Origin of the sequence: Halomonas sp. IOP_14 (genome assembly GCF_021021315.1) — a bacterium.
GTDB lineage: Bacteria > Pseudomonadota > Gammaproteobacteria > Pseudomonadales > Halomonadaceae > Vreelandella > Vreelandella titanicae.
Genome location: NZ_JAINWD010000009.1, coordinates 1 through 21,406 on the forward strand (window position 1 = coordinate 1; position 21,406 = coordinate 21,406).

Here is a 21,406-nt window from a genome sequence, read left to right on the forward strand (position 1 = left end):
AAGGCGCTGCGCGCCATGCCTGGCGCACTACTCAAAGGGGCAGCGTTCACGCTGCCCCTTTTTTAGTGTGTTTGATATCTGGATTCGCTACTAGCTATTGGCAAGTGGTCAAAAAAGCTCTTCGTTTCGCTCACTGATTAAGGGCCAGCTAGCGTCTTTTTCAGACACCACCGTGGGTGGCATCGGCCACTCAATCGCGAGACGTTCATCGTTATAGCGCAAACCACTTTCAGCCTCGGGATGATAGGCAGCCGAGACCAGATAGCTGACTTCAACATCGTCGGTCAGCGTCTGAAAGGAGTGCGCAAAGCCTGGCGGTACATACAGCTGGCGCCGGTTTGCGTCGGTTAATTCAAATAACTGATGGTGCAAGTAGGTTTCCGAGTCTTTACGGATATCCACGATGACATCGACAATCGCGCCTCGAATGCAGCGCACCAGTTTGGCTTCGGCATGGGGCTGCCGCTGATAATGCAACCCCCTTAAGGTGCCACGCTGAGCAGAAAAGGAGGTATTCTGCTGCACAAAGTCACTCAGCAGGCCATGGCGCTCAAACTCCGCATGGCACATGGTACGGGCAAAAAAACCTCGCTCATCACCATGCGGTTCAAGCTCTATCAGGCGGGCATCCTTGAGGTTCGTTTGATGAAAATGCATGTCTTACTCCGTGAAAGTAGCAGCGACACCAGACGTCAATTCCAGGGCAAACATGGCTTCCTGTTCGGCATAAAGACGGTCGATCAACCGCCCTGGTGGTATACGCACATCATCAAAGGTCAGCGCCGCATCCTTTTCCACATGCCCCACCACCTGGCAGCCCAGCGCTAGCCCGATAGGTAATAGCCGATCCCTGCGTATTACCTCGATATTTTCCGCCACTCCATAGACTTCGAAGCCACCGAGTTCTTCAATTGTATCGCCCTCCTGCAAAGCTTTTTTGGCTACGGCGATGACGCCCACCCTGGGGCCCTCTATGGGGGATAACACGGGATCACGGAACAGCACGGCGCGGGCAACGGACGTGGGCACTTCGAAATGGCACAGATGGTAAGGCGTCGTGAAGCAGTAATACGGCCCCTCGCCCAGCTTGTAGAGTTCGAGATAGTGGCGCTGACGGGGGCTGTCGGTCGTCCCTAGCACAAACACGCCTGGCCCCGGCCGTGCCCCAACAACGTAATCCACCAGCCCCGGCCCCTTCGGGTTCAGGTAGGGCTCAAATGCCGATACCGTCTGTTCGATGGGTATTAAGGGCCCACCGGCCACACCATCGGAGAAATCAGGGCCAAGCATGCCGCGCTGCGCCACTTGCATACCGGTGCCGTTGGCGACGATCGCCTGTTCGAACGATATCTTGGTGCCATCAGCAAAAGAGGCCACCATTGCCGGCTTTTGCCCCCAGCGTTTGGCAAAACCTTCCTGGGTAGCCGGGTTGCGATATGGGTCATGCAAGCCTTTAATGTTGCCACACAGTACCGGCTTAATGCCTAGCCCGGCGACGAACCGATAGAGATTCATCTGTACACCAGGCTGGTCGCCATCAGCAAAGCTGTAGACAACCCCTGCCGCATCGGCTTTCACTTTCAAGATGGGGCCGATAGTGCCGTCGAGTTCCGCGTTCATTTGAATGACGTCTTTACCACTTTCCAGCGCCGCCAGGACGGCATGCGCCGCGAACTCCAACGAGCCAGTGACTTCAATAATTGCATCCAATCCCTCTGCGCGTGCCAGTGCCACGGCATCCTCGATGACTGCCGGTCGCCCAGCCGCAATCGCCGCTTCAAGTTCCTGCTGAGTATCGCAGGCGACTGGCTCAATCCCGGTTTGCTGGAAGACTTTGATCGCTGCATCCAAATGACGATTGGCAATCGCACAAAGGCGCATCCCGGGCGTAGCGGTCATAATCTGCAGACCGATACCGCCCGCTTGGAACCCCGCCCCGACCATCCCCACCCGAATGGGATTCCCCTGCGCCTCTCGTTGGGCAAGCGCTGTATCAACAATAATCATTGATGGTTCATTCCTTCCAGAGCTTCCAGGGGGCGCCTTCTGCCCAGGCGGTCTCAAGCACCATTCTGTCTCTCAGTGTATCCATGCTTTGCCAGTACCCGTTATGATGGAAGTAGCCCAATTTCCCCATCTCGATCATCCGGTTCATGGGCTCGTTTTCCCATACGGTCTGGCTATCGTCGATCATCTCGAACACTTCCGGATTACAGACGAAGAAGCCGCCATTGATCAGCCCTCCATCTATTTCGCCCTTCTCACGAAAGCCCTCTACCTGGCTGTTGCCCTCTTTCAAACGCAGGGCACCGTAGCGGCCCGGCTGCGTTACTGCCGTCAGGGTGCACCAATTTTTCGAGGCCAGATGTGAGTCGATCAAGGCATTGATATTCAGATCACTCAACCCATCGCCATAGGTCAAACAGAAAGGCTCATCTGCCAGGAGAGACATTGCCTTCTTGAGACGCCCTCCGGTCATGGCATCGGCGCCTGTATCCAGCACGGTGATTTTCCAATCATCATTAACACTCTGAAGCCAGTCGACGTTACCTGTCTTCAGGTCAATGGTGTAATCGGTTCGATTGCCGCGATAATTGAGGAAATAGTCGCGTATGTACTCCACCTTATAGCCACCCAGGACAATAAACTCCTTTAAGCCATGATGGGCGTACATCTTCATGATATGCCAAAGGATCGGCCGACCACCCACTTCCACCATGGGCTTGGGGCGAATGGCTGTTTCTTCACTTAAGCGCGTTCCGAACCCTCCCGCGAAAATTGCGACTTTCATAGTCTAGCCTCCGTTTCAGGCCTCAAGGTTAACGTGGGTAGCAGCAGGCAAAGCGCTCGGGGTGACTGCATCACACATTTGCCAGCGCAGGTTTTCAGATAGACGGCGCGCAGTGATATGTTCCTGCAGCGCATTCAGACGCATATAGCGTGAGGCTCGGAACTGGGTATCGGAAAACTCCATGCTTTTGAGCCCATTGATCAATCCCATGATCGAATCTATTAGCGTCATTTGTGGTTGGTGCTCAGGCGCCAACTTGGCAAACAGGCTGAAATCCACTTGGTAGGAGCGGCTGTCCGCCGGAGCTTGGGTATTGATACTCAGCGTGGTGCCGGGAACGGCTTTGGCCACTGCAGTGGCTAAATCCCGCACTTGATGATTGCGTTCGTTCGATCCGGTATTGATATTGAGTATGCGTCCGCCGTTTTCAGGTTTGCGCTGTACTGCCCAATCGACAGCTCTGGCCATATCGGAGACGTCGATCAAGGGCCGCCAGGGAGACCCATCGCTAAGCACGGTAATATGCTGCTGACTTAGGGCACAGGCAACGAAATCATTGAGCACCAGATCCAGCCGTAAACGCTCGGACATTCCGCATGCAGTCGCAAAGCGTAAACTGGTAATCACCATGTCGCCCCCAATGCCGGCTAACGCTTCTTCAGCTGCTATTTTCGAGCAGGCATAGGCAGTAACGGGAGCCACGGGATCCAATTCACTGCGTGGAGCCCCTAAAGCGACGCCATAAATGCTGCAACTTGAGGCAAAAACGAAGTTTTCTACCCCCGCCTGAGCCGCTGCCTTGGCAATCTCAACCGTCGCCTGCTGATTGACCTCAGCTGTCACTGCGGCGAAACGGTCTCCCATGGGGTCATTGGAAATCGCCGCCAGTTGAACTACAGCCGTATAACCTTCAAAAAAATCAGCCGGAATATCTCGCACATCCCCCATAAACTGCTGGTCGAGATAGCGCTCAGGAAGAAGTTCGGCATTCGTCAAACAGTGTGCGAAGTAGGCAGTGTCATACCCATGAAGAGTGGCGGATGGGTGACGTAAGGCTAGCTCCCGCACCACAACGGAGCCAACATAGCCCATGTTCCCTATGACCAAGATTTTCAAAATACCACCTCGCCATTATCGTCAATTAAACGAGTTTCCCTACGCTCTTATTTTCAAGCTTATTTAATTCCGATTTTTTTATTCATGCCTACTTGTTGCATTGCATATTTCTGGACTAAAAAGTGTATAGCAGGTAACACAAGGATACTTTAAAGCAATAAAAAAATTGCCACTTTCCAATCAGAAACACTTAAGCCGGACAATATGACTACTGCCTATATAAGTAAAAATCACATGTAAACTAACAACACTACACTCCTGCACTAGATTTTTAATGTATTAAAAAATCAATGTATTATGATCTTTATAATTAAATTTCTTCCGGTAGCCCTCATGAAAAGCCACACACCCACACACATTACAATAAGAAACATAAAAATTACCAAAGATTACATTTTAAAGATAAGTGACACCGCTTTTACTGTCAAGAATAGAGACGGGTTAAAAATCTAGTCTGCAGTACTATTTTTTTCATGTAATAAAGCGAAAAAAAGAGTGCTTTTTTCAAACATTGCTTTTTATTTCTCTATATACTTTTTATAAAATCTGCCATCAATCAGTCTTACTAGCAGCTCACCCAGCCTATGAGAAAGCCTCGGCGTTGATGCCAGTGGTGTTTGTTCCCATTGACTACGGCAGAGGAGTGATTGATGACAAAAAAGAGCGTACCCAGACCGAAGAATTAGAGTGTTATACGCTTGTCAGTTCGCTGCGCGAAGAGGGCCACTTCCTGATGGCACAACCTAGTGAAAAACTTTATTAGCCCATTAAAAAGCAGCAGCGCCTTTGAGGCGCCACTGTTGTTATCAGATTATTAGAACTCTGCTTGTCTTGCAGCCGAGGATAAGGCCATTGCAGGCTTGTACTCTGTTGCTTTTTTCACAACAGCTTCATCTATTTGAAAGGCAGCTACCAGCTCGCGAAGTCGCCCAGCCTGATCTTCCAGGGAAAATGCTGCATTAGTCGACTGCTGAACCAAGGTGCTGTTTTGCTGAGTGGTAGAATCCATTTCAGTAATAGCAGTATTGATCTGCTCAATACCACTGCTTTGCTCCCGAGTGGCAGAGGAGACCTCGACCATCAGCATAGCGAGGCGCTGGATCACCGCTTCCGTCTCACCTATGGTCGCAGCGCCTCGCTCCGCTTGGTCAGAACATAGCTTTATTTTGCTACGCGTATCGTCGAGCATACTACGAATCTCACCTGCTGAAGCGGCACTGCGGCTTGCTAGCGCACGAACTTCTGTAGCGACCACTGCAAATCCACGGCCTTTATCACCAGCACGCGCCGCTTCAACGGAGGCGTTTAAAGCCAGGATATTGGTTTGAAATGCAATCGTATCGATGGCCTCAACGATCTTATCCATGCTTAGCGATGCGGCTGTCACTTCGCGCATTAATTCCACACTTCGGGAAACTTCTTCACCACTGCTTTGCATCTGTTGCGAAGCATTATGGGCCAGCGTATCAGCCTCTTTGGTTGAATCACTATTCTGGCGAACCGTTGCCGTCATCTCCTCCATACTTGAAGCCGTCTCCTGCAAGGCAGCTGCTTGCTGCTCAGTACGAGCGGCGAGCTCCTGCCCACCTTGGGCAATTTCATTGGCTCCGTTCAAGACATTCTCGCTAGAGTCACGTAGTGATGCGACCAAGGTAGTGAGCTCTTTACTCATTTCGGCCATGGAGGTTAATAACTGAGCCGTTTCATCACGTCCTGTGGTTACGATATCGTGTCGCAAATCTCCTTCCGCAACGCGCCTAGCAACCTCAACCGCTCTCCGCAAAGGCAATACAATGCTACGCGTAATAGCAATTGCCAGCGCCAGCGCCATCAACAACGCCACCCCCGCGAAAATACAAAGCTGCCAAATAGCCAAACGATACTCGGCATTTATCGCCTCGTTAGCCGTCTTGACCCCTTCAGCAGCCACTAGGCTAATTTCATCAGCCAACTCCTCAAGCTGGTAGATACTCTCTTTATGCTCACCGAAAGCCAGATTGGCTTGAGAGGTTTCGGTAATACTGCCTAGTTCAATTTGGCGATAGACTGACAAAAAACCCTCTTCATACCCCTGGAGGGCTCTTCCTGCCTGTTGGTACAAAGCATCGAGGCTATCCTTATCGGCAATTTGGCTACCCGCCTGGAAGGCGGCCTGTATTGCTTCGATGGTCGCCGTCCAACTTTGCTGGTAAGCCGCTACCCGATCACTACTGTCGATATTGATGAAGATATCTTTTTCAAAACGCCGCGCTTGCAATGCCAGCCGCTGAATTTCTGCGGCATTGCTTGCGAGTGCTACGTCCGTGTCCAAGGTTTTTTGGGCAGTATCCTTGGTGAAGGTGATGCCCATAATTCCCGCTATTAAAGTGCCCAAAAGAAATAGCGAGACCAAGCCAAAAGCCAGTGCGAGCCGTGTACCGATCTTGAACCGTGAAAGCATTGCCAAATCCTAACAAGTGAAAGAGCTAGGATTTTAGGCAACAAGAATGAAAACTGTAACTCAACCTTTGCAAACTATTGTCAACTTTTATACATAATCAAAGAGTATCTACTATACCAGCGCGTCTCACCTGCGCTAACTTACTGACAGACTAGACATAACCTGAGCAGATATCGGCCAGTTCTATGACACTATCTGCCGATGCTGACAGAAGAACCGCAGCATTTCCCGGGCAGCGTCAGGGCCTTGAGGGTCGGTATAGCTGCCCTTTTTGCTACCTCCTGACCAAGCCATGCCCCCATGGATACGCCACTGCTCTAAGCATGGCTTACCCGAAGCATCACGGTGGGTGGTACAGGTGTAGCCGCGGCCCTTGGAACGTTGCCTTGCACTACCGTCGCTCCTGCTTGACGCGATGTGCTGTACTGGGCGGCCACGCGATCCGCGTTGCGGGGGGGGCACGGTGGTGTCGCGGTCGCCATGAAACATAATCGCTGGCACATCCGACGCCCACCCGGCTCCTTTTGCTTTGTTACCGCCAGCGAGGGGCCCTGTGCCTCCCTGCATGACCCCCAAGGCATCGGGGAAACTCTTGACCACGCCGTGGAGCAGCCCAGAGTGCACGCCTACCGCCGCAAAGATATCGGGGTAGATCATCGCCAGAGTGGTCGCCATGGTGGCGCCTGCCGAGAGCCCTGCCACATAGACACAAACGGGCTCCGTTGTCTCTGAACTGACTTATTTCTCCTTTATGGTGAAACGATGACACTCTTTGGGGTTGGAGGTTAGCTTGCACATTGCCGATGTGACGATGTTTCATGCCCCCGCCAGCGGCGGTGTGCGTACCTATTTGCAGGCCAAACACCGTGTTTTCTCGCGTATTCCACAGCTGCGCACCAGCCTGCTGGTGCCGGGGGCGGAGCGGGATAGTCTTGGCGACCACCACACGCTACCGGCGTTACACCTTCCTTTGGGGCAAGGTTACCGCTTTCCGCTACGCGGTTCTCCGTGGCGTGATGCACTGATTGATCTGAAGCCCGATCTGATAGAGGCTGGCGACCCCTATGTAACGGCCTGGGCGGCGCTCGATGCGGGGCAACGCCTCGGCGTGCCTGTGGTGGGCTTTTATCACTCTGATCTTCCGCGCCTGATGGGTGATCGCTTTGGGCGCTACGTTGAGAAACGCTTAACCCACTATGTCACGACGCTTTATAGCCAGTTTGATAGCGTGCTGGCACCCTGTAACGCCATGGCGAATCGACTGAATGACTGGGGCGTCAATAACGTTCGCGTTCAGCCATTGGGCGTCGATTTGGCGCAATTCAATCCCCAGCAGTGTGACTCTGCGTTTCGCCAAACCATGGGTATACCCAGCGACAAAAAGCTGCTGATCTTTGTGGGCCGCAATTCCCGCGAGAAAAATATTGATGTGCTGCTTACGACGATGCGTCAGCTAGGCAGCGATTACCATTTGCTGCTGATGGGGCCCGGCATGCCACATCACGTACCCAGTAATGTCACCATCGTGGATCGCTGCTGTGGCGCCCACGAGGTCGCGAAGGCGCTAGCCAGTAGCGATGCGCTGTTACATGCGGGCACCCGAGAAACCTTCGGCTTAATTGCTCAGGAAGCGATGGCAAGCGGCATTCCAGTAATAGCAGCGAACGCAGGGGCGCTGGCAGAAAACGTGCCGCTGGGGGCGGGTATTTTATGCAAACCGCTCGACCCCGTTGCCATGGCGGAGGCGTGTGTGGCACTGTTCAGTAATGATGTCGCCGCCAGTGGGCGCTATGCGCGCCGCCATGTAGAGCGCCATTTCAACTGGGATGGTGTCATGCATTCCCTGCTGGAGCACTATCAGCAGCTTTGCCACGGCAGCCAACCGTATGCACTCCACCAACACCACTAGTCGCCGTCAGCTACTGAAGTGGCGACCCATCCATGGTGTGATGATTGCCTTAGCGCTGATTGCACCGCTAGTGCTCACTGCTTGGTTGGGTGGCGCTGAAGCACTGCAGCGCGTCAAACACTTCCCACTTGGGCTGCTGTTATTGATGCTGGTGATGGCCTTTCTGTGCTGGAACCTGAATGCAGCAAGGCTACGTTTGATGCTGGGTGGCCGTGCGGGCAGGCTCGGCCAGCGCGGCGCGCTGGGTATCGAGCTGGCGTCCAAGTTTGCCCTGTGCGCCACCCCAGGCGGCAGCGGTGGCCCAGCAACCCTGTTGTTGTTGCTTGCGCGGCGCGGTTTCCCGCCTGCCAAGGGCGCGGCGGTGTTCCTGATTGATCAAGGCTGCGATTTACTGTTCTTCCTGGCCATGCTGAGCGGCCTGGTGCTCTTTTCAATGCTAAGCGACACCCAATGGCCACATCAGTCGCTCGTGCAGTGGGCACTGGTAGGATTAGCGTTCATGGCAGCGCTGGTGATTGTCGTAATGCGTTATCTACCCAGCCTATTGCGCTCACCCGGCGTGAACACGCCATGGCCAAGCCGATATCAGCGACGCTGGCTAGTACGGCGCCTCTTGCGCTGTCGGCATGCGTTAAAGGTCACCCTTAAGCTCCCGCGCAGTATACTGATCACCATGCTAGCGCTGACGACGGCGCACTGGCTCATGCGCTACAGCTTGCTCTATTTGGCAGTACTGGGAGTAGGTGGCCATGCGGACTGGATGTGGACATTCTTGACCCAGATGCTGGCGATGGCAGCCAGCCAATTTAGTTTTCTGCCCGGCGGCGCGGGTGCTGCGGAGGTGGGCGTAGGAAGCCTGTTGTTACCGTTGATGGAGCGCGAGCAGGCCGCAGCAGCGGTGCTGGTGTGGCGGTTGGTCAGCTACCATTTATATTTGGCGGCAGGCGCGCCGCTCTTTGTACTGTATAGCTATCGCATGCTGCGTCGCTCTGCGGCGTGATAGCAGATGTAATGGCGCAAGGGTAGAAACCAAAAACAGTAAGGGCGCCCCGAGAGGCGCCCTTATAGCGTGCAGCTAAACGTCAATGGCTTACCAGCCAGTCACTTCTTTCAGCGCATCACCGATTTCAGCCAAAGAGCGCACGGTTTTAACACCGGCGTCTTCTAGAGCAGCAAACTTCTCGTCAGCGGTGCCTTTACCGCCAGAGATGATCGCGCCCGCGTGGCCCATACGCTTGCCAGGAGGTGCAGTAACACCGGCAATGTAGGAAACCACGGGCTTGGAAACGTTGGCTTTGATGTAAGCCGCCGCTTCTTCTTCAGCCGTGCCACCGATTTCGCCGATCATGACGATAGCTTCGGTTTTCGGGTCTTTCTCGAACATCTCAAGGATGTCGATGAAGTTAGAGCCCGGAATCGGGTCGCCGCCGATGCCCACACAGGTAGACTGACCAAAACCGTGATCAGTGGTCTGCTTAACGGCTTCATAGGTCAAGGTACCAGAGCGCGATACGATACCGACACGGCCCGGCTGGTGAATGTGACCCGGCATGATGCCGATTTTGCATTCGCCTGGGGTGATAACACCTGGGCAGTTGGGGCCGATCAGACGTACACCCAGTTCGTCGCACTTCACTTTGGCTTCGAGCATGTCTAGCGTAGCGATGCCTTCAGTGATGCACACAATCAGCTTGATACCGGCATTCGCCGCTTCAAGAATCGAGTCTTTACAGAACGGCGCCGGTACGTAAATAACGCTGGCTTCCGCGCCGGTTTTCGCTACCGCTTCTTTCACGGTGTTGAAAACGGGCAGACCGAGGTGCTCCTGGCCGCCTTTACCCGGCGTAACACCACCGACCATTTGCGTACCGTAGGCAATCGCCTGCTCGGAGTGGAACGTGCCTTGGCCACCGGTAAAGCCCTGGCAGATGACCTTGGTGTTCTTATCGATCAGGATGCTCATTACTTGCCCTCCGCCGCTTTAACGACCTGCTGAGCCGCGTCGGTCAGACTGGTAGCCGCGATGATGTTCAAACCGCTAGATGCTAGTTTTTCAGCACCCAGCTCGGCGTTGTTACCTTCCAAACGTACGACAACCGGTACGTTGACACCCACTTGCTCAACGGCACCGATAATGCCTTCAGCAATCATGTCGCAACGTACGATACCGCCGAAAATGTTAACCAGAACGGCTTTAACATTGTCGTCAGAGAGGATGATTTTGAACGCTTCTGCCACGCGCTCCTTGGTGGCGCCGCCGCCAACGTCCAAGAAGTTAGCGGGCTTGCCGCCGCTCAGGTTGACGATGTCCATGGTGCCCATGGCCAAACCTGCGCCGTTAACCATGCAGCCGATGTTGCCATCAAGCGCGACATAGTTAAGTTCCCACTTCGCCGCATCGGCTTCACGCTGATCTTCTTGCGAAGGGTCACGCATGGCCTGCAGGTCAGGGTGACGGTATAGAGCATTGCTATCCAGACCCAGTTTGGCGTCGAGGCAGTGCAGATTACCTTCTTCAGTGACGACCAGCGGGTTAATTTCCAACAGCGCCAGGTCTTTGTCGTGGAACAACTGAGACAGACCCAGGAAAATCTTGGTGAACTGCTTGATCTGGTCGCCCTTCAGGCCCAGCTCAAAGGCTAGCTCACGCGCTTGGTACGGCTGCGCGCCGACCAGCGGATCGATTTCGGCTTTGAGAATCTTTTCCGGCGTCTCTTCTGCAACCGTCTCGATCTCTACACCACCTTCGGTAGAGGCCATGAAGACCACACGACGGGTAGTACGGTCAACCACGGCACCGAGATACAGCTCATCGGCGATGTCAGTGCAAGTCTCAACCAAAATCTTGGCAACAGGCTGACCTTTTTCGTCAGTCTGGAAGGTTACCAGGTTTTTACCCAGCCACTGCTCTGCAAATGTTTTGGCTTCAGCCGGGTCTTTAATCAGCTTAACGCCACCCGCTTTACCACGGCCACCGGCGTGAACCTGGGCTTTAACCACCCACATGTCACCACCGATTTTTTTGCAAGCCTCTTCCGCTTCTTCGGGCGTGTCGACTGCAAAGCCTTTAGACACTGGTAGACCATAGTCGGCAAACAGCTGTTTACCTTGATACTCGTGAAGATTCATCGATTCATGCCATTGGTTGCATGTGACTCGAACGATGATCAGCTTTTTTTAAGAACAGTCTTAAAAGAACTGGCCATCCCCGTTCTTTCGATCTTTGTGGATTAAGACAAAGCCGAAAGTTTGCGCCACCCTTAAAAAGGTGGCGCTTCGTTGTTTAACTAAATTACTTACGCTTCTTGCGATTGGCCATATGAATCGCGTGACCATCTACCGCAAGCGCTGCTTCATGAATTGCTTCAGCAGTCGTTGGGTGCGCATAACACGTCAATGCCAAATCCTCAGCGCTGGAGCCGAACTCCATGGCAATCACACCCTGGGCAATCAATTCGCCAGCGTGTTGACCCACAATGTGCATACCGAGAATGCGGTCAGTTTCCGCATCAGCGATGATCTTAGCCATGCCATCTGAAGCGTTGTTGGCGAGCGCCCTACCGTTAGCTGCAAACGGGAAAGAACCCGTTTTAATCTCAATTCCAGCAGCCTTGGCTTCCTGCTCGTTAATACCGACCCAAGCCACTTCTGGTGCGGTATAGATCACGCTAGGAATAGCGTCATAATTCATCTCAGCCTTATGGCCAGCGATAATATCGGCCACCATAACGCCTTCTTCAGAGGCTTTATGCGCCAGCATCGGGCCGCGTACACAGTCGCCGATAGCATAAATGCCCGGGACGTTGGTACGACACTGGTCATCGACAAAGATAAAGCCACGCTCATCCAGTTCAACGCTAACGCCTTCGTCAATTACGCCTTTGGTGTAGGGGCGACGGCCAACACAAACGATGAGCTTGTCAAAGGTCATCTCTTGTTCGCCGTTGGCATCGCTGTACTTCACAACGACTTCTTCGCCTTTGACTTCCGAACCGGTCACACGAGCGCCGAGTTTGATATCCAGGCCCTGCTTCTTGAGTAGCTTCTGGGTCTCCTTGGCGATGGCGGTATCCACCATCGGCAGGAAGGTGTCCATGGCTTCAAGCATAGTGACTTCACTGCCCAGGCGACTCCACACACTGCCCAGTTCGAGACCGATGACGCCAGCCCCAATCACACCCAGACGCTTAGGTGCCTCGGTAAATTCAAGTGCACCACTAGAGTCAACGATCAAGCCTTCGGTCATCGGGGTCGGTGGAATCTCAACCGGCACAGAGCCCGCTGCGATAACAATGTTGTCAGCGTCATAGGTGGCTTTTTCACCATCATGGCCAGTAACTTCGACCTGCTTAGACGCGACTACTTTGCCGGTGCCTTCAAGGGCGGTAACACCATTGGCTTTGAACAACGCGCTAATACCGCCGACGTTCTTGGCGATGACCTGATCCTTGAACTCAAGCATCTTGGCAATGTTCGTTGACACATCGCTGATTTCAATACCAATCTCGGCGTAATGGTCACGGGCCTCAACAAACTTGTGCGAGGTTTCCAGCAAGGCCTTCGAGGGAATACAGCCCACGTTTAGGCAAGTGCCGCCGTGAACTGTCTTACCTTCCTTGTTAACCCATTTTTCGACACAGGCCGTTTTTAGGCCCATCTGTGCGGCACGAATGGCGGCGACGTAACCGCCAGGGCCGGCACCAATAACGATCACATCAAACTTATCAGCCATGTTGGCTCCTCTAGCTTGCTGGCCTTCCGCCCGCTTTAACTCGAACCGGGCGGAAGGCTGTGTACGATTGCAGATATATCCTGGTTAAGCAGAAGCGTACTAAATCAATATGACGCTTATGCTTTTTTAGATATCCAGCAGTAGACGTGCCGGGTCTTCCAGCAATTCTTTCAAGGTGACCAAGAATTGAACGGCGTCTTTGCCGTCGATCATACGGTGGTCATAAGAGAGCGCCAGATACATCATCGGGCGAATCTCGACCTTGCCGTTGATGGCCATCGGACGATCCTGGATTTTGTGCATGCCCAGAATGGCAGTTTGCGGCGGGTTGATGATCGGGGTGGACATCAACGAGCCAAAGGTACCGCCGTTGGTGATGGTAAAGGTGCCGCCGATCATGTCGTCCATGCCCAGCTTACCGTCACGACCACGCTTGCCGAAGTCGACAATCTTGCGCTCGACGTCAGCGATTTTCATGCTGTCGGTGTCACGCAGTACCGGTACAACCAAACCACGGTCAGTGGATACCGCAACGCCGATATCCTGATAACCGTGATAAACGATGTCGGTGCCGTCGATAGAGGCGTTAACGTCCGGGAACCGCTTGAGCGCTTCTGAAGCCGCTTTTACAAAGAAGCCCATAAAGCCCAGCTTAATGTCGTGAGCTTTTAAGAACGTCTCTTTGTACTGCGCACGGAGGGCCATGATCTCGGTCATGTCCACTTCGTTGTAGGTAGTCAGCATCGCCGCGGTTTGCTGCGCCTGAACCAGGCGCTTGGCGATGGTCTGACGCAGACGGCTCATCGGTACGCGCTTCTCGATGCGCTCACCTTCGGCAGCTGGTGCCGCGGCAGCTTTCGCTGGTGCAGACGATTTTGCTGCTTTCTTGGCAGAACCGTCTTTGATCGCTTTCTGAACGTCTTCTTTCAAGATGCGGCCACCTTTGCCGGTGCCTTCAATCTTGGCAACGTCCAGGTCATGCTCGGCAACCATTTTACGTGCGGCCGGAGCGAGGATTTTGTCACCGACTTTCTCGTCGGCGCCATCGCCATCGCTGCTGTCTGCTTTAGCGGACGCTGAATCGCCACCGCTTTCGCTTCCACTGTCGCCACCGGCCCCTTCGGTGAAGGTCGCAAGAATCGCTTCAGATTCAACCTGGCTACCCTCTTCGGCTTTAATTTCAGCCAGGGCGCCATCGGCCGGAGCGACCACTTCCAGCACAACCTTATCGGTTTCGATGTCGGCCAGCACGTCATCGCGCTTGACCGCTTCACCGACTTTTTTGTGCCAGGTCGCCACGGTGCCTTCCTGGATTGACTCAGGGAAGCTGGGGGCTTTTACGTCGTGTTGCTTGCCGCCACCGCTGGCTTTTTTCTCTTCTTTCTTACCTTCAGATTTCTCTTCGGATTTTTCAGCGCTGTCATCGCCAGAAGATTTCTCTTCTTTTTGGCTGCCAGACGCGCTGCCTTCACCGATTTTGCCTAGCACCTGCTCTGACTGAACGGTATCGCCCTCTTCGGCCATTACGTCCGTCAGGGTACCCGCTTCCGGTGCGACGACTTCCAGCACCACTTTGTCGGTTTCGATCTCAACAATCAGCTCGTCACGCTCAACGCTGTCACCCGGCTTTTTATGCCACGCCGCCACTGTGCCTTCGGCAACGGATTCCGGAAAGGTTGGCGCTTTGATCTCAGTAGCCATGTCGTTTCCCTTATATGTTCTCTAAATCCGGTGGTCGCTTATAAATTAAAAGCGTCTTCCACCAGCTGGCGCTGCTGTTCAGTGTGGACGGACATATAGCCAGCTGCTGGAGCAGCAGAGGCAGGACGTCCTGCAAATTTCAACTCGCGACCAAGGCCATCTTTCAGCATGTCGGCCACTGCACGCATATTGTGCTGGCTGGAGTACCAAGCGCCCTGATTAAGCGGCTCTTCCTGGCACCACACAATATCTTCTACGTTGGTATAGTCTTGCAGCGCTTCCAGAAGCTCTTCTTTCGGGAAGGGGTATAGCTGCTCAATACGCACAACTGCCGTGTCATGACGCTCATTCTCAGCGCGCCAAGCGGCTAAGTCGTAGTAGACCTTGCCAGCACATAGCACAACGCGTGTGACCTTCTTCGGCGCCAGATCTGCCTGGTCGGCGAGTACCATATGGAACTTACCGTGAGCGAGATCTTCAAGGCTCGAAATCGCTTCTTTATGACGCAGCAGCGATTTAGGTGTCATCACCACCAGCGGTTTGCGCAGCGGGCGAATCACCTGACGACGCAGTAGATGATAAATCTGTGCGGGCGTGGTGGGTACGCAGACCTGCATATTGTGCTCAGCACACATTTGCAGGAAGCGCTCCAAACGCGCCGAAGAGTGCTCCGGGCCCTGGCCTTCGTAGCCGTGTGGCAACAGCATGGTTAAACCACACACCCGGCCCCACTTCGTTTCACCCGACGAGATGAACTGATCCACGACCACCTGGGCGCCATTAAAGAAGTCACCAAACTGAGCTTCCCAGATCACCAAGTCATTCGGCGCAGTGGTTGAGTAGCCGTACTCAAATGCCAACACTGCTTCTTCCGAAAGGAAGGAGTCATGAATGGTGAAACGCGGCTGACCATCGGCCATATTCTGCAGCGGAACATAGGTAGTGCCATCTTTCTGATTATGCACCACCGCATGACGGTGGGAGAAAGTACCGCGCCCAACGTCTTGCCCGGTAATCCGGATCGGATGCCCCTGCTCTAGCAGCGTGGCGTAGGCTAGCGTTTCCGCAAAGCCCCAGTTAAGTGCCAAACCACCAGCCTGCATTTTACGCCGGTCTTCATAAATCTTGGCCACCTGACGCTGCACTTCGACGCCGTCCGGCACTTCACACATGCGAGCCGCTAACTGCTGCAGACGCTTCATATCAAACGTCGTGTCGGCATCACCAGACCATTCGTGACCCAGGTAAGGCGCCCAATCAACGAACAGAGAAGCGTTGGGCTCTTGCACCAGTGCATTGGCAACGTGGTTGCCTGCCACGAGATCATCACGATAGGTTTCGATCATCGCTTTAGCGGACTCTTCAGAGAGCACGCCCTGATCAACCAAGCGCTTGGCGTACAGCGAGCGCGCAGAAGGGTGATCTTTGATCTTGGAATACATCATCGGCTGCGTGCCTGACGGCTCGTCAGCTTCGTTGTGGCCACGGCGACGGTAGCAAACGAGATCGATCACCACATCTTTTTTGAACTGCTGGCGATAGTCGAGAGCGACTTGGGTGGCGTGCAGCACTGCGTCCGGGTCATCGCCATTGACATGAAAAATAGGCGCTTGAACCATCTTGGCAATATCAGTGCAGTATTCGGTAGAGCGTGCATCCAGCGGATGCGAGGTGGTGAAGCCCACTTGGTTGTTAATCACAATATGGACGGTGCCACCGGTTTTATAAGCACGGGTCTGAGACATCTGGAATGTCTCCATCACTACGCCTTGACCGGCAAACGCCGCATCACCGTGGACGTTGATCGGCAGTACTTTACTGCCCTCTTCGTCGTTACGGCGATCTTGGCGGGCACGCACCGAACCCTCTACGACAGGCGCGACAATTTCCAGGTGCGACGGGTTAAACGACATCGCCAAATGGACTTCGCCGCCCGGGGACATGACGTTCGAACTGAAACCCTGGTGGTACTTCACATCACCTGAGCCGCGTTCGATGACTTTCTTGCCGTCGAACTCATCAATCAAGTCAGCTGGGTTTTTACCCAGAATATTGACTAGCAGATTGAGTCGACCACGGTGCGCCATACCGATGACCACTTCCTTGGTGCCATAACCGCCAGCACGCTGGATAAGCTCGTCCATCATCGGCACAAACGATTCGCCGCCTTCAAGACCGAAACGCTTGGTACCTGGATACTTGGATGCCAGGTAATTCTCCAAGCCTTCGGCGGCCGTCAAACGCTCCAGCACGTGCTTGCGCACGTCGGCACTGAAATCAGGCGCACTGCGTACCGACTCAAAACGCCGTTGTAGCCAGCGTTTCTCTTCCGTATCGACGATATGCATGATCTCGCAGCCGATGGAGCGGCAGTAAGTACGCTCCAACGCATCTACGATGTCACGCAGTGGCGCTTTGTCGATACCTAAAAAGAAAGAACCGGTTTGGAACTCGGTATCCAGATCAGCTTTTGAAAGCTGATGAAAGGACAGATCGAGATCGGGGACGGGGGTGGGATTACGCAGCCCTAGCGGGTCGATATTGGCCTTTTGATGGCCACGGAAGCGGTAAGCGTTGATCAGTTGCAGGACTTTTACCTGCTTTTTGTTTTCACCGCTATCGGCAGCGGCGACTACCCGGCCCGGGCGACTTTCGCGCCCCAACTGGTAGAACTGATCACGCACGGGGCTAAGTGGAACATCGTGGGAGGCACTGCCCTCGGGGCGCGGCAACTCATCAAAATAGCTGCGCCATTCGTCAGGGACAGACTCAGGATCGGCGAGGTACTGCTCGTAAAGCGCTTCCACGTAGTGAACATTGCCGCCACTAACGTGAGAGGAACGCCACATCAACTCCATTATGCCTTGTTGCATCTCTCGGTCACCCTGCACTGATGGGGTGGTATCGGTATCGTCGCAAACATGCGGCGACATCGCTATTGCCCTGCCGGCGGGGCGGGACATTTGCCGGCGGCGCCGGCCAACGGCCGGAAACCCTGTTCGTCTAGCTATTCTTCATCTCACACTTTATGTCGCATCTAGCGGTCATACTGTGTTTCTAGCGGTCATACGATGTTTCGTCTTCAGTTCATGCTCGAAAGCCGGTACCCCAGGCACCGGCTTTCAAACTTGTCTGATCAGCAGTGCGACGTGACGCCGCACCGCCTGACAAACCCTATGATAACAAGCGAAGCGCCATGATTTAAGTGGCATTATCACCCAACTTAAGTGGCAGGCGCTTTTTTACTAAGATGTCATAGGCTTAGGTAGCATCAGCGAGTAACATTTCGCGAATTTTACCAATTGCCCGGGTAGGGTTGAGCCCTTTTGGGCACACCGCTACACAGTTCATGATGCCACGGCAACGGAACACCGAGAACGGATCTTCCAGGTTGCTCAACCGTTCGCTGGTAGCCGTGTCACGTGAATCGGCCAGGAAGCGGTAAGACTGCAGCAAACCGGCCGGGCCGACAAACTTCTCGGGGTTCCACCAGAACGACGGGCAAGACGTTGAACAGCATGCACATAGAATACACTCATACAAGCCATCTAGCTTGTCGCGCTCTTCTGGCGACTGCAGACGCTCAATGGCCGGTGCAGGCGTATCGTTCTGCAGGTACGGCTGAATACGCTCGTACTGCTTATAGAACAGCCCCATATCCACGACCATATCGCGAATAACCGGCAGGCCCGGCAGCGGGCGCAGGGTCAGCTTGTTGTTTTTGACAACGTCTGACAGCGGCGTGATACATGCCAAGCCGTTTTTGCCGTTCATGTTCATGCCGTCTGAACCGCAGACGCCTTCACGGCAGCTGCGACGAAACGCCAAACCGCTGTCTTGTTCCTTCATCATATGAAGAACATCCAGCACCATCACATCGCGGCCTTTAGTATCGACCTGAAACTCCTGCATGTAAGGTGCGGAGTCGGTTTCCGGATTGTAGCGGTATACGGATACCTGAAGATTGGACATAGTGACTCCCTCTCGTCTATGCGGCGTTTAGTAGGTACGAACCTTAGGCTCGAACGTATCAACGGTTTTCGGCTTGAAGTTAACGTCGCGTTTTTTCAGCTCTTTCGTCGCTGGGAAGAAGAGCGAGTGCTTCAGCCAGTTAACGTCATCACGGTCTGGATAGTCGTAACGCGAGTGGGCGCCGCGGCTCTCTTTACGCTCTAGGGCAGCGATCGCCGTCGCTTCAGCCACTTCCATCAAGTTATCAAGTTCCAGTGCTTCTACACGGGCAGTGTTGAAGGCATTGGACTTGTCAGGCAAGTAGGCATTGGCGATGCGCTCGCGCAGTAGCGCTAGCTTGTCGACGCCTTCCAGCATGTTTTTCTCTTCGCGGAATACGCCGAAGGAGGTCTGCATGATTTCCTGAAGCTCAGCTTTCAGCCCAGGAATGCTTTCACCACCCTCAGACTCATTCCAGCGCGTGATCCGCTTCATGGCCGACTCAATGTCAGACTCGGAAGCGTCCAGGTACTCAATGCCTTCGTTCAGCGCGCCTTCAATAAACATGCCTGCAGCACGACCGAAGACCACTAGATCAAGTAGCGAGTTACCGCCCAAGCGGTTAGCACCGTGAACAGAAACACACGCTGCTTCACCACAGGCAAACAGGCCGTTAACGATATGATCGTTACCGCTTTCGTCCATGGTAATCGCCTGACCATGAATATTGGTCGGAATACCGCCCATCATGTAATGGCAGGTCGGTACGACCGGGATCGGGTCTTTTGCCGGATCGATGTGAGCAAACGTCTTGGAGAGCTCAACGATACCAGGTAGGCGCTTACCAAGTACTTCTTCACCCAGGTGATCAAGCTTCAAGAAGACGTGATCGCCCTTCTCGCCACAGCCACGACCTTCCAGAATTTCCATGACCATCGAACGGGCGACAACGTCACGGCCCGCCAAATCTTTGGCATTCGGCGCATAACGCTCCATAAAGCGCTCGCCGTCTTTGTTGATCAGGTAGCCACCCTCACCGCGGCAGCCTTCTGTGACCAGCGTGCCCGCACCGTAAATACCGGTCGGGTGGAACTGCCACATTTCCATGTCTTGCATCGGGAAGCCCGCACGCAGCGCCATGCCAATACCGTCACCGGTGTTAATCAACGCATTGGTTGTGGAAGCATAAATACGGCCTGCTCCACCAGTAGCTAATACTGTGGCCTTGGACTTAATGTGAACCACTTCGCCCGTCTCGATACACATGGCGATACAGCCGACCACATCACCGCTGGCATTTTTGACCAAATCCACTGCATACCACTCATTGAGGAACACGGTATTGTTCTTCAAATTATTCTGGTAAAGGGTGTGCAACAGCGCGTGGCCGGTACGGTCAGCAGCGGCACAGGTACGAGCCGCCTGGCCACCTTCACCGAAGTTCTTCGACTGACCGCCAAACGGGCGCTGATAAATGCGACCGTTATCTAAACGCGAGAACGGCAGGCCCATATGCTCGAGCTCGAATACCGCTTTCGGGCCTTCAGAACACATATACTCCGCCGCGTCCTGGTCAGCGATATAGTCGCCGCCTTTAACGGTGTCGTACATATGCCAGCGCCAGTCATCATTCGGGTCATCGGACGCAATCGCGCAGGTAATACCACCCTGGGCAGAAACGGTGTGAGAGCGGGTCGGGAAAACTTTCGATAACACGGCCGTCTTTTTGCCGGACTTCGCCAGCTCCAGAGCGGCTCGCAGGCCAGAGCCACCGCCACCAATAATAATGGCGTCAAACGTCAGGCTACGCAGATTAGACATGTAATCAAGCTCCCCACAGAATTTGAATGCCCCACACCAAGTACACGAAAATGCCCAAGATGATGACAGCTTGGACACCCACGCGCAGGCGAGTGGACTTGAGATAGTCGGTGGTGACGGTCCACAGACCAATCCAGGCGTGTGCGGCTAAGGCGACGAACGCCAGTAGCGAGAAAATCCGCATCCACGTCTGGCTGAACAGACCGCTCCACGTGTAGTAATCGAGGTTCGGATTAAACAGCAGAAAGGCAACGATAAAGACCGTGTAGAGGGCCAAAATAACAGCAGAAACGCGCTGCATCAGCCAGTCAGAAAGCCCACTACGGCCAAAACTTGTAATGTTAGTTACCATACCCAAACTCCTGCCAGAATAATCAGAACAGCGCTGACCACGACGGTGATCTGCGCTTTTTTAACGCCACCCTCAAGGGTTACCCCAATATCGGCATCCATCAGCAGGTGCTTGATACCTGCTACAAAGTGGAATGCCAGTGCGGATAACAACCCCCAAGCAATCAACTTAGCCAAAAAATTATTGGCCAGTGCATCGCTAACGGCGTCGAAACCCGCAGGAGATGACAAGGACTTGCCCAGCGCCCAAAAAGCGAAAATCAGGCCAACGAACAGGATGACACCCGTGATGCGGTGTGTGATCGACGTCAGCGCCGGCAGTGGGAAATGTATCGTAGTAAGGTCTAGGTTTACGGGTCGTTTGCTATTCACGGCTTTGTACACACTCTCTTGGCCCGCTCTGCGACAGGTCGGGCATGGCCCGAGCGGGCGGTGGTTGCTGGAAGGGGCTCGGCCGTTGCCAAGTCGGGCACGACCACCTACCTGCCGGTCGCGCGCCGTGGATTATAAGAACCTTCGCCCTCGCTTACAAACCGAACTCAGCCCTAACTCGACTATGGTGCAAGAAAATTGTCCGCATCCTGAGTCGATTTT

The 21,406-nt window shown here is 54.0% G+C and carries 17 protein-coding genes; 2 read left to right on the forward strand and 15 right to left on the reverse strand.

The genetic code is table 11. The features are described from left to right. Window positions 1-108: 108 nt before the first annotated feature. The 6 genes from rfbC to K7H09_RS08980 form a co-directional block, all read right to left on the reverse strand. A complete protein-coding gene (gene rfbC / locus K7H09_RS08955; protein ID WP_027959709.1) occupies window positions 109-657 on the reverse strand; it encodes a dTDP-4-dehydrorhamnose 3,5-epimerase in 549 nt (182 codons plus the stop codon). Between the two features lie 3 nt (window positions 658-660). Next, the gene (locus tag K7H09_RS08960) at window positions 661-2,007 is read right to left on the reverse strand and encodes an NAD(P)H-dependent oxidoreductase (protein WP_230804464.1); all 1,347 of its coding nucleotides are present in this window, start codon (window positions 2,005-2,007) and stop codon (window positions 661-663) included. A 7-nt stretch (window positions 2,008-2,014) separates the two neighbouring features. Further along, window positions 2,015-2,791: a glucose-1-phosphate cytidylyltransferase gene (gene rfbF / locus K7H09_RS08965; RefSeq protein WP_230804466.1), complete on the reverse strand. Its 777-nt coding sequence runs from the start codon at window positions 2,789-2,791 to the stop codon at window positions 2,015-2,017. Window positions 2,792-2,806: 15 nt separating this feature from the next. Continuing rightward, window positions 2,807-3,907 carry an NAD-dependent epimerase/dehydratase family protein gene (locus K7H09_RS08970; protein WP_230804468.1) on the reverse strand — a complete coding sequence of 367 codons (1,101 nt, stop codon included), beginning with the start codon at window positions 3,905-3,907 and terminating at the stop codon, window positions 2,807-2,809. An 814-nt stretch (window positions 3,908-4,721) separates the two neighbouring features. After that, window positions 4,722-6,347, reverse strand: coding sequence for a methyl-accepting chemotaxis protein (locus tag K7H09_RS08975; protein WP_230804470.1), 1,626 nt, complete (start codon window positions 6,345-6,347; stop codon window positions 4,722-4,724). Window positions 6,348-6,530: 183 nt separating this feature from the next. Beyond that, the gene (locus K7H09_RS08980) at window positions 6,531-7,049 is read right to left on the reverse strand and encodes an alpha/beta hydrolase family esterase (protein ID WP_442908117.1); all 519 of its coding nucleotides are present in this window, start codon (window positions 7,047-7,049) and stop codon (window positions 6,531-6,533) included. A gap of 88 nt (window positions 7,050-7,137) precedes the next feature. Here K7H09_RS08980 and K7H09_RS08985 point away from each other — a divergent pair, with 88 nt between their 5' ends. Beyond that, window positions 7,138-8,256 (forward strand): glycosyltransferase, encoded by a 1,119-nt coding sequence (locus K7H09_RS08985; RefSeq protein WP_035538532.1) that lies wholly within the window; start codon window positions 7,138-7,140, stop codon window positions 8,254-8,256. Further along, window positions 8,234-9,256, forward strand: coding sequence for a lysylphosphatidylglycerol synthase transmembrane domain-containing protein (locus K7H09_RS08990; protein WP_230804474.1), 1,023 nt, complete (start codon window positions 8,234-8,236; stop codon window positions 9,254-9,256). Before K7H09_RS08985 ends, K7H09_RS08990 begins: the two co-directional genes overlap by 23 nt. Before the next feature lie 90 nt (window positions 9,257-9,346). Here the strand turns inward: K7H09_RS08990 and sucD are convergent, their stop codons facing one another. The 9 genes from sucD to sdhC form a co-directional block, all read right to left on the reverse strand. Next, a complete protein-coding gene (gene sucD / locus K7H09_RS08995) occupies window positions 9,347-10,219 on the reverse strand; it encodes a succinate--CoA ligase subunit alpha (RefSeq protein WP_009287300.1) in 873 nt (290 codons plus the stop codon). Continuing rightward, the gene (gene sucC / locus K7H09_RS09000) at window positions 10,219-11,385 is read right to left on the reverse strand and encodes an ADP-forming succinate--CoA ligase subunit beta (protein ID WP_009287299.1); all 1,167 of its coding nucleotides are present in this window, start codon (window positions 11,383-11,385) and stop codon (window positions 10,219-10,221) included. Before sucC ends, sucD begins: the two co-directional genes overlap by 1 nt. 163 nt (window positions 11,386-11,548) lie before the next feature. Beyond that, entirely contained in the window at window positions 11,549-12,988 is a 1,440-nt protein-coding gene (gene lpdA, locus K7H09_RS09005; protein WP_022520465.1) for a dihydrolipoyl dehydrogenase, read from the reverse strand. A 126-nt stretch (window positions 12,989-13,114) separates the two neighbouring features. Then, window positions 13,115-14,689, reverse strand: coding sequence for a 2-oxoglutarate dehydrogenase complex dihydrolipoyllysine-residue succinyltransferase (odhB, locus tag K7H09_RS09010; protein WP_230804475.1), 1,575 nt, complete (start codon window positions 14,687-14,689; stop codon window positions 13,115-13,117). Between the two features lie 38 nt (window positions 14,690-14,727). Further along, window positions 14,728-17,562 (reverse strand): 2-oxoglutarate dehydrogenase E1 component, encoded by a 2,835-nt coding sequence (locus K7H09_RS09015; protein WP_027959716.1) that lies wholly within the window; start codon window positions 17,560-17,562, stop codon window positions 14,728-14,730. A 388-nt stretch (window positions 17,563-17,950) separates the two neighbouring features. Further along, window positions 17,951-18,661: a succinate dehydrogenase iron-sulfur subunit gene (locus tag K7H09_RS09020; protein ID WP_009287296.1), complete on the reverse strand. Its 711-nt coding sequence runs from the start codon at window positions 18,659-18,661 to the stop codon at window positions 17,951-17,953. 27 nt (window positions 18,662-18,688) lie between these two features. Further along, window positions 18,689-20,461: a succinate dehydrogenase flavoprotein subunit gene (sdhA, locus tag K7H09_RS09025; protein WP_230804478.1), complete on the reverse strand. Its 1,773-nt coding sequence runs from the start codon at window positions 20,459-20,461 to the stop codon at window positions 18,689-18,691. A gap of 4 nt (window positions 20,462-20,465) precedes the next feature. Beyond that, a complete protein-coding gene (gene sdhD / locus K7H09_RS09030) occupies window positions 20,466-20,813 on the reverse strand; it encodes a succinate dehydrogenase, hydrophobic membrane anchor protein (RefSeq protein WP_022520469.1) in 348 nt (115 codons plus the stop codon). Then, a complete protein-coding gene (gene sdhC, locus K7H09_RS09035) occupies window positions 20,807-21,184 on the reverse strand; it encodes a succinate dehydrogenase, cytochrome b556 subunit (protein WP_196518187.1) in 378 nt (125 codons plus the stop codon). Before sdhC ends, sdhD begins: the two co-directional genes overlap by 7 nt. Window positions 21,185-21,406: the final 222 nt, after the last annotated feature.

What these genes read in the sequence shown, in the direction of transcription:
- K7H09_RS09020 (WP_009287296.1), bottom strand. Translation starts at nt 18,661, where the DNA reads ATGTCCAATCTTCAGGTATCCGTATACCGCTACAATCCGGAAACCGAC.
- sdhD (WP_022520469.1), bottom strand. Translation starts at nt 20,813, where the DNA reads ATGGTAACTAACATTACAAGTTTTGGCCGTAGTGGGCTTTCTGACTGG.
- K7H09_RS08960 (WP_230804464.1), bottom strand. Translation starts at nt 2,007, where the DNA reads ATGATTATTGTTGATACAGCGCTTGCCCAACGAGAGGCGCAGGGGAAT.
- K7H09_RS08990 (WP_230804474.1), top strand. Translation starts at nt 8,234, where the DNA reads ATGCACTCCACCAACACCACTAGTCGCCGTCAGCTACTGAAGTGGCGA.
- rfbC (WP_027959709.1), bottom strand. Translation starts at nt 657, where the DNA reads ATGCATTTTCATCAAACGAACCTCAAGGATGCCCGCCTGATAGAGCTT.
- K7H09_RS08975 (WP_230804470.1), bottom strand. Translation starts at nt 6,347, where the DNA reads ATGCTTTCACGGTTCAAGATCGGTACACGGCTCGCACTGGCTTTTGGC.
- K7H09_RS09015 (WP_027959716.1), bottom strand. Translation starts at nt 17,562, where the DNA reads ATGCAACAAGGCATAATGGAGTTGATGTGGCGTTCCTCTCACGTTAGT.
- rfbF (WP_230804466.1), bottom strand. Translation starts at nt 2,791, where the DNA reads ATGAAAGTCGCAATTTTCGCGGGAGGGTTCGGAACGCGCTTAAGTGAA.
- sdhA (WP_230804478.1), bottom strand. Translation starts at nt 20,461, where the DNA reads ATGTCTAATCTGCGTAGCCTGACGTTTGACGCCATTATTATTGGTGGC.
- sucC (WP_009287299.1), bottom strand. Translation starts at nt 11,385, where the DNA reads ATGAATCTTCACGAGTATCAAGGTAAACAGCTGTTTGCCGACTATGGT.
- sucD (WP_009287300.1), bottom strand. Translation starts at nt 10,219, where the DNA reads ATGAGCATCCTGATCGATAAGAACACCAAGGTCATCTGCCAGGGCTTT.
- lpdA (WP_022520465.1), bottom strand. Translation starts at nt 12,988, where the DNA reads ATGGCTGATAAGTTTGATGTGATCGTTATTGGTGCCGGCCCTGGCGGT.
- odhB (WP_230804475.1), bottom strand. Translation starts at nt 14,689, where the DNA reads ATGGCTACTGAGATCAAAGCGCCAACCTTTCCGGAATCCGTTGCCGAA.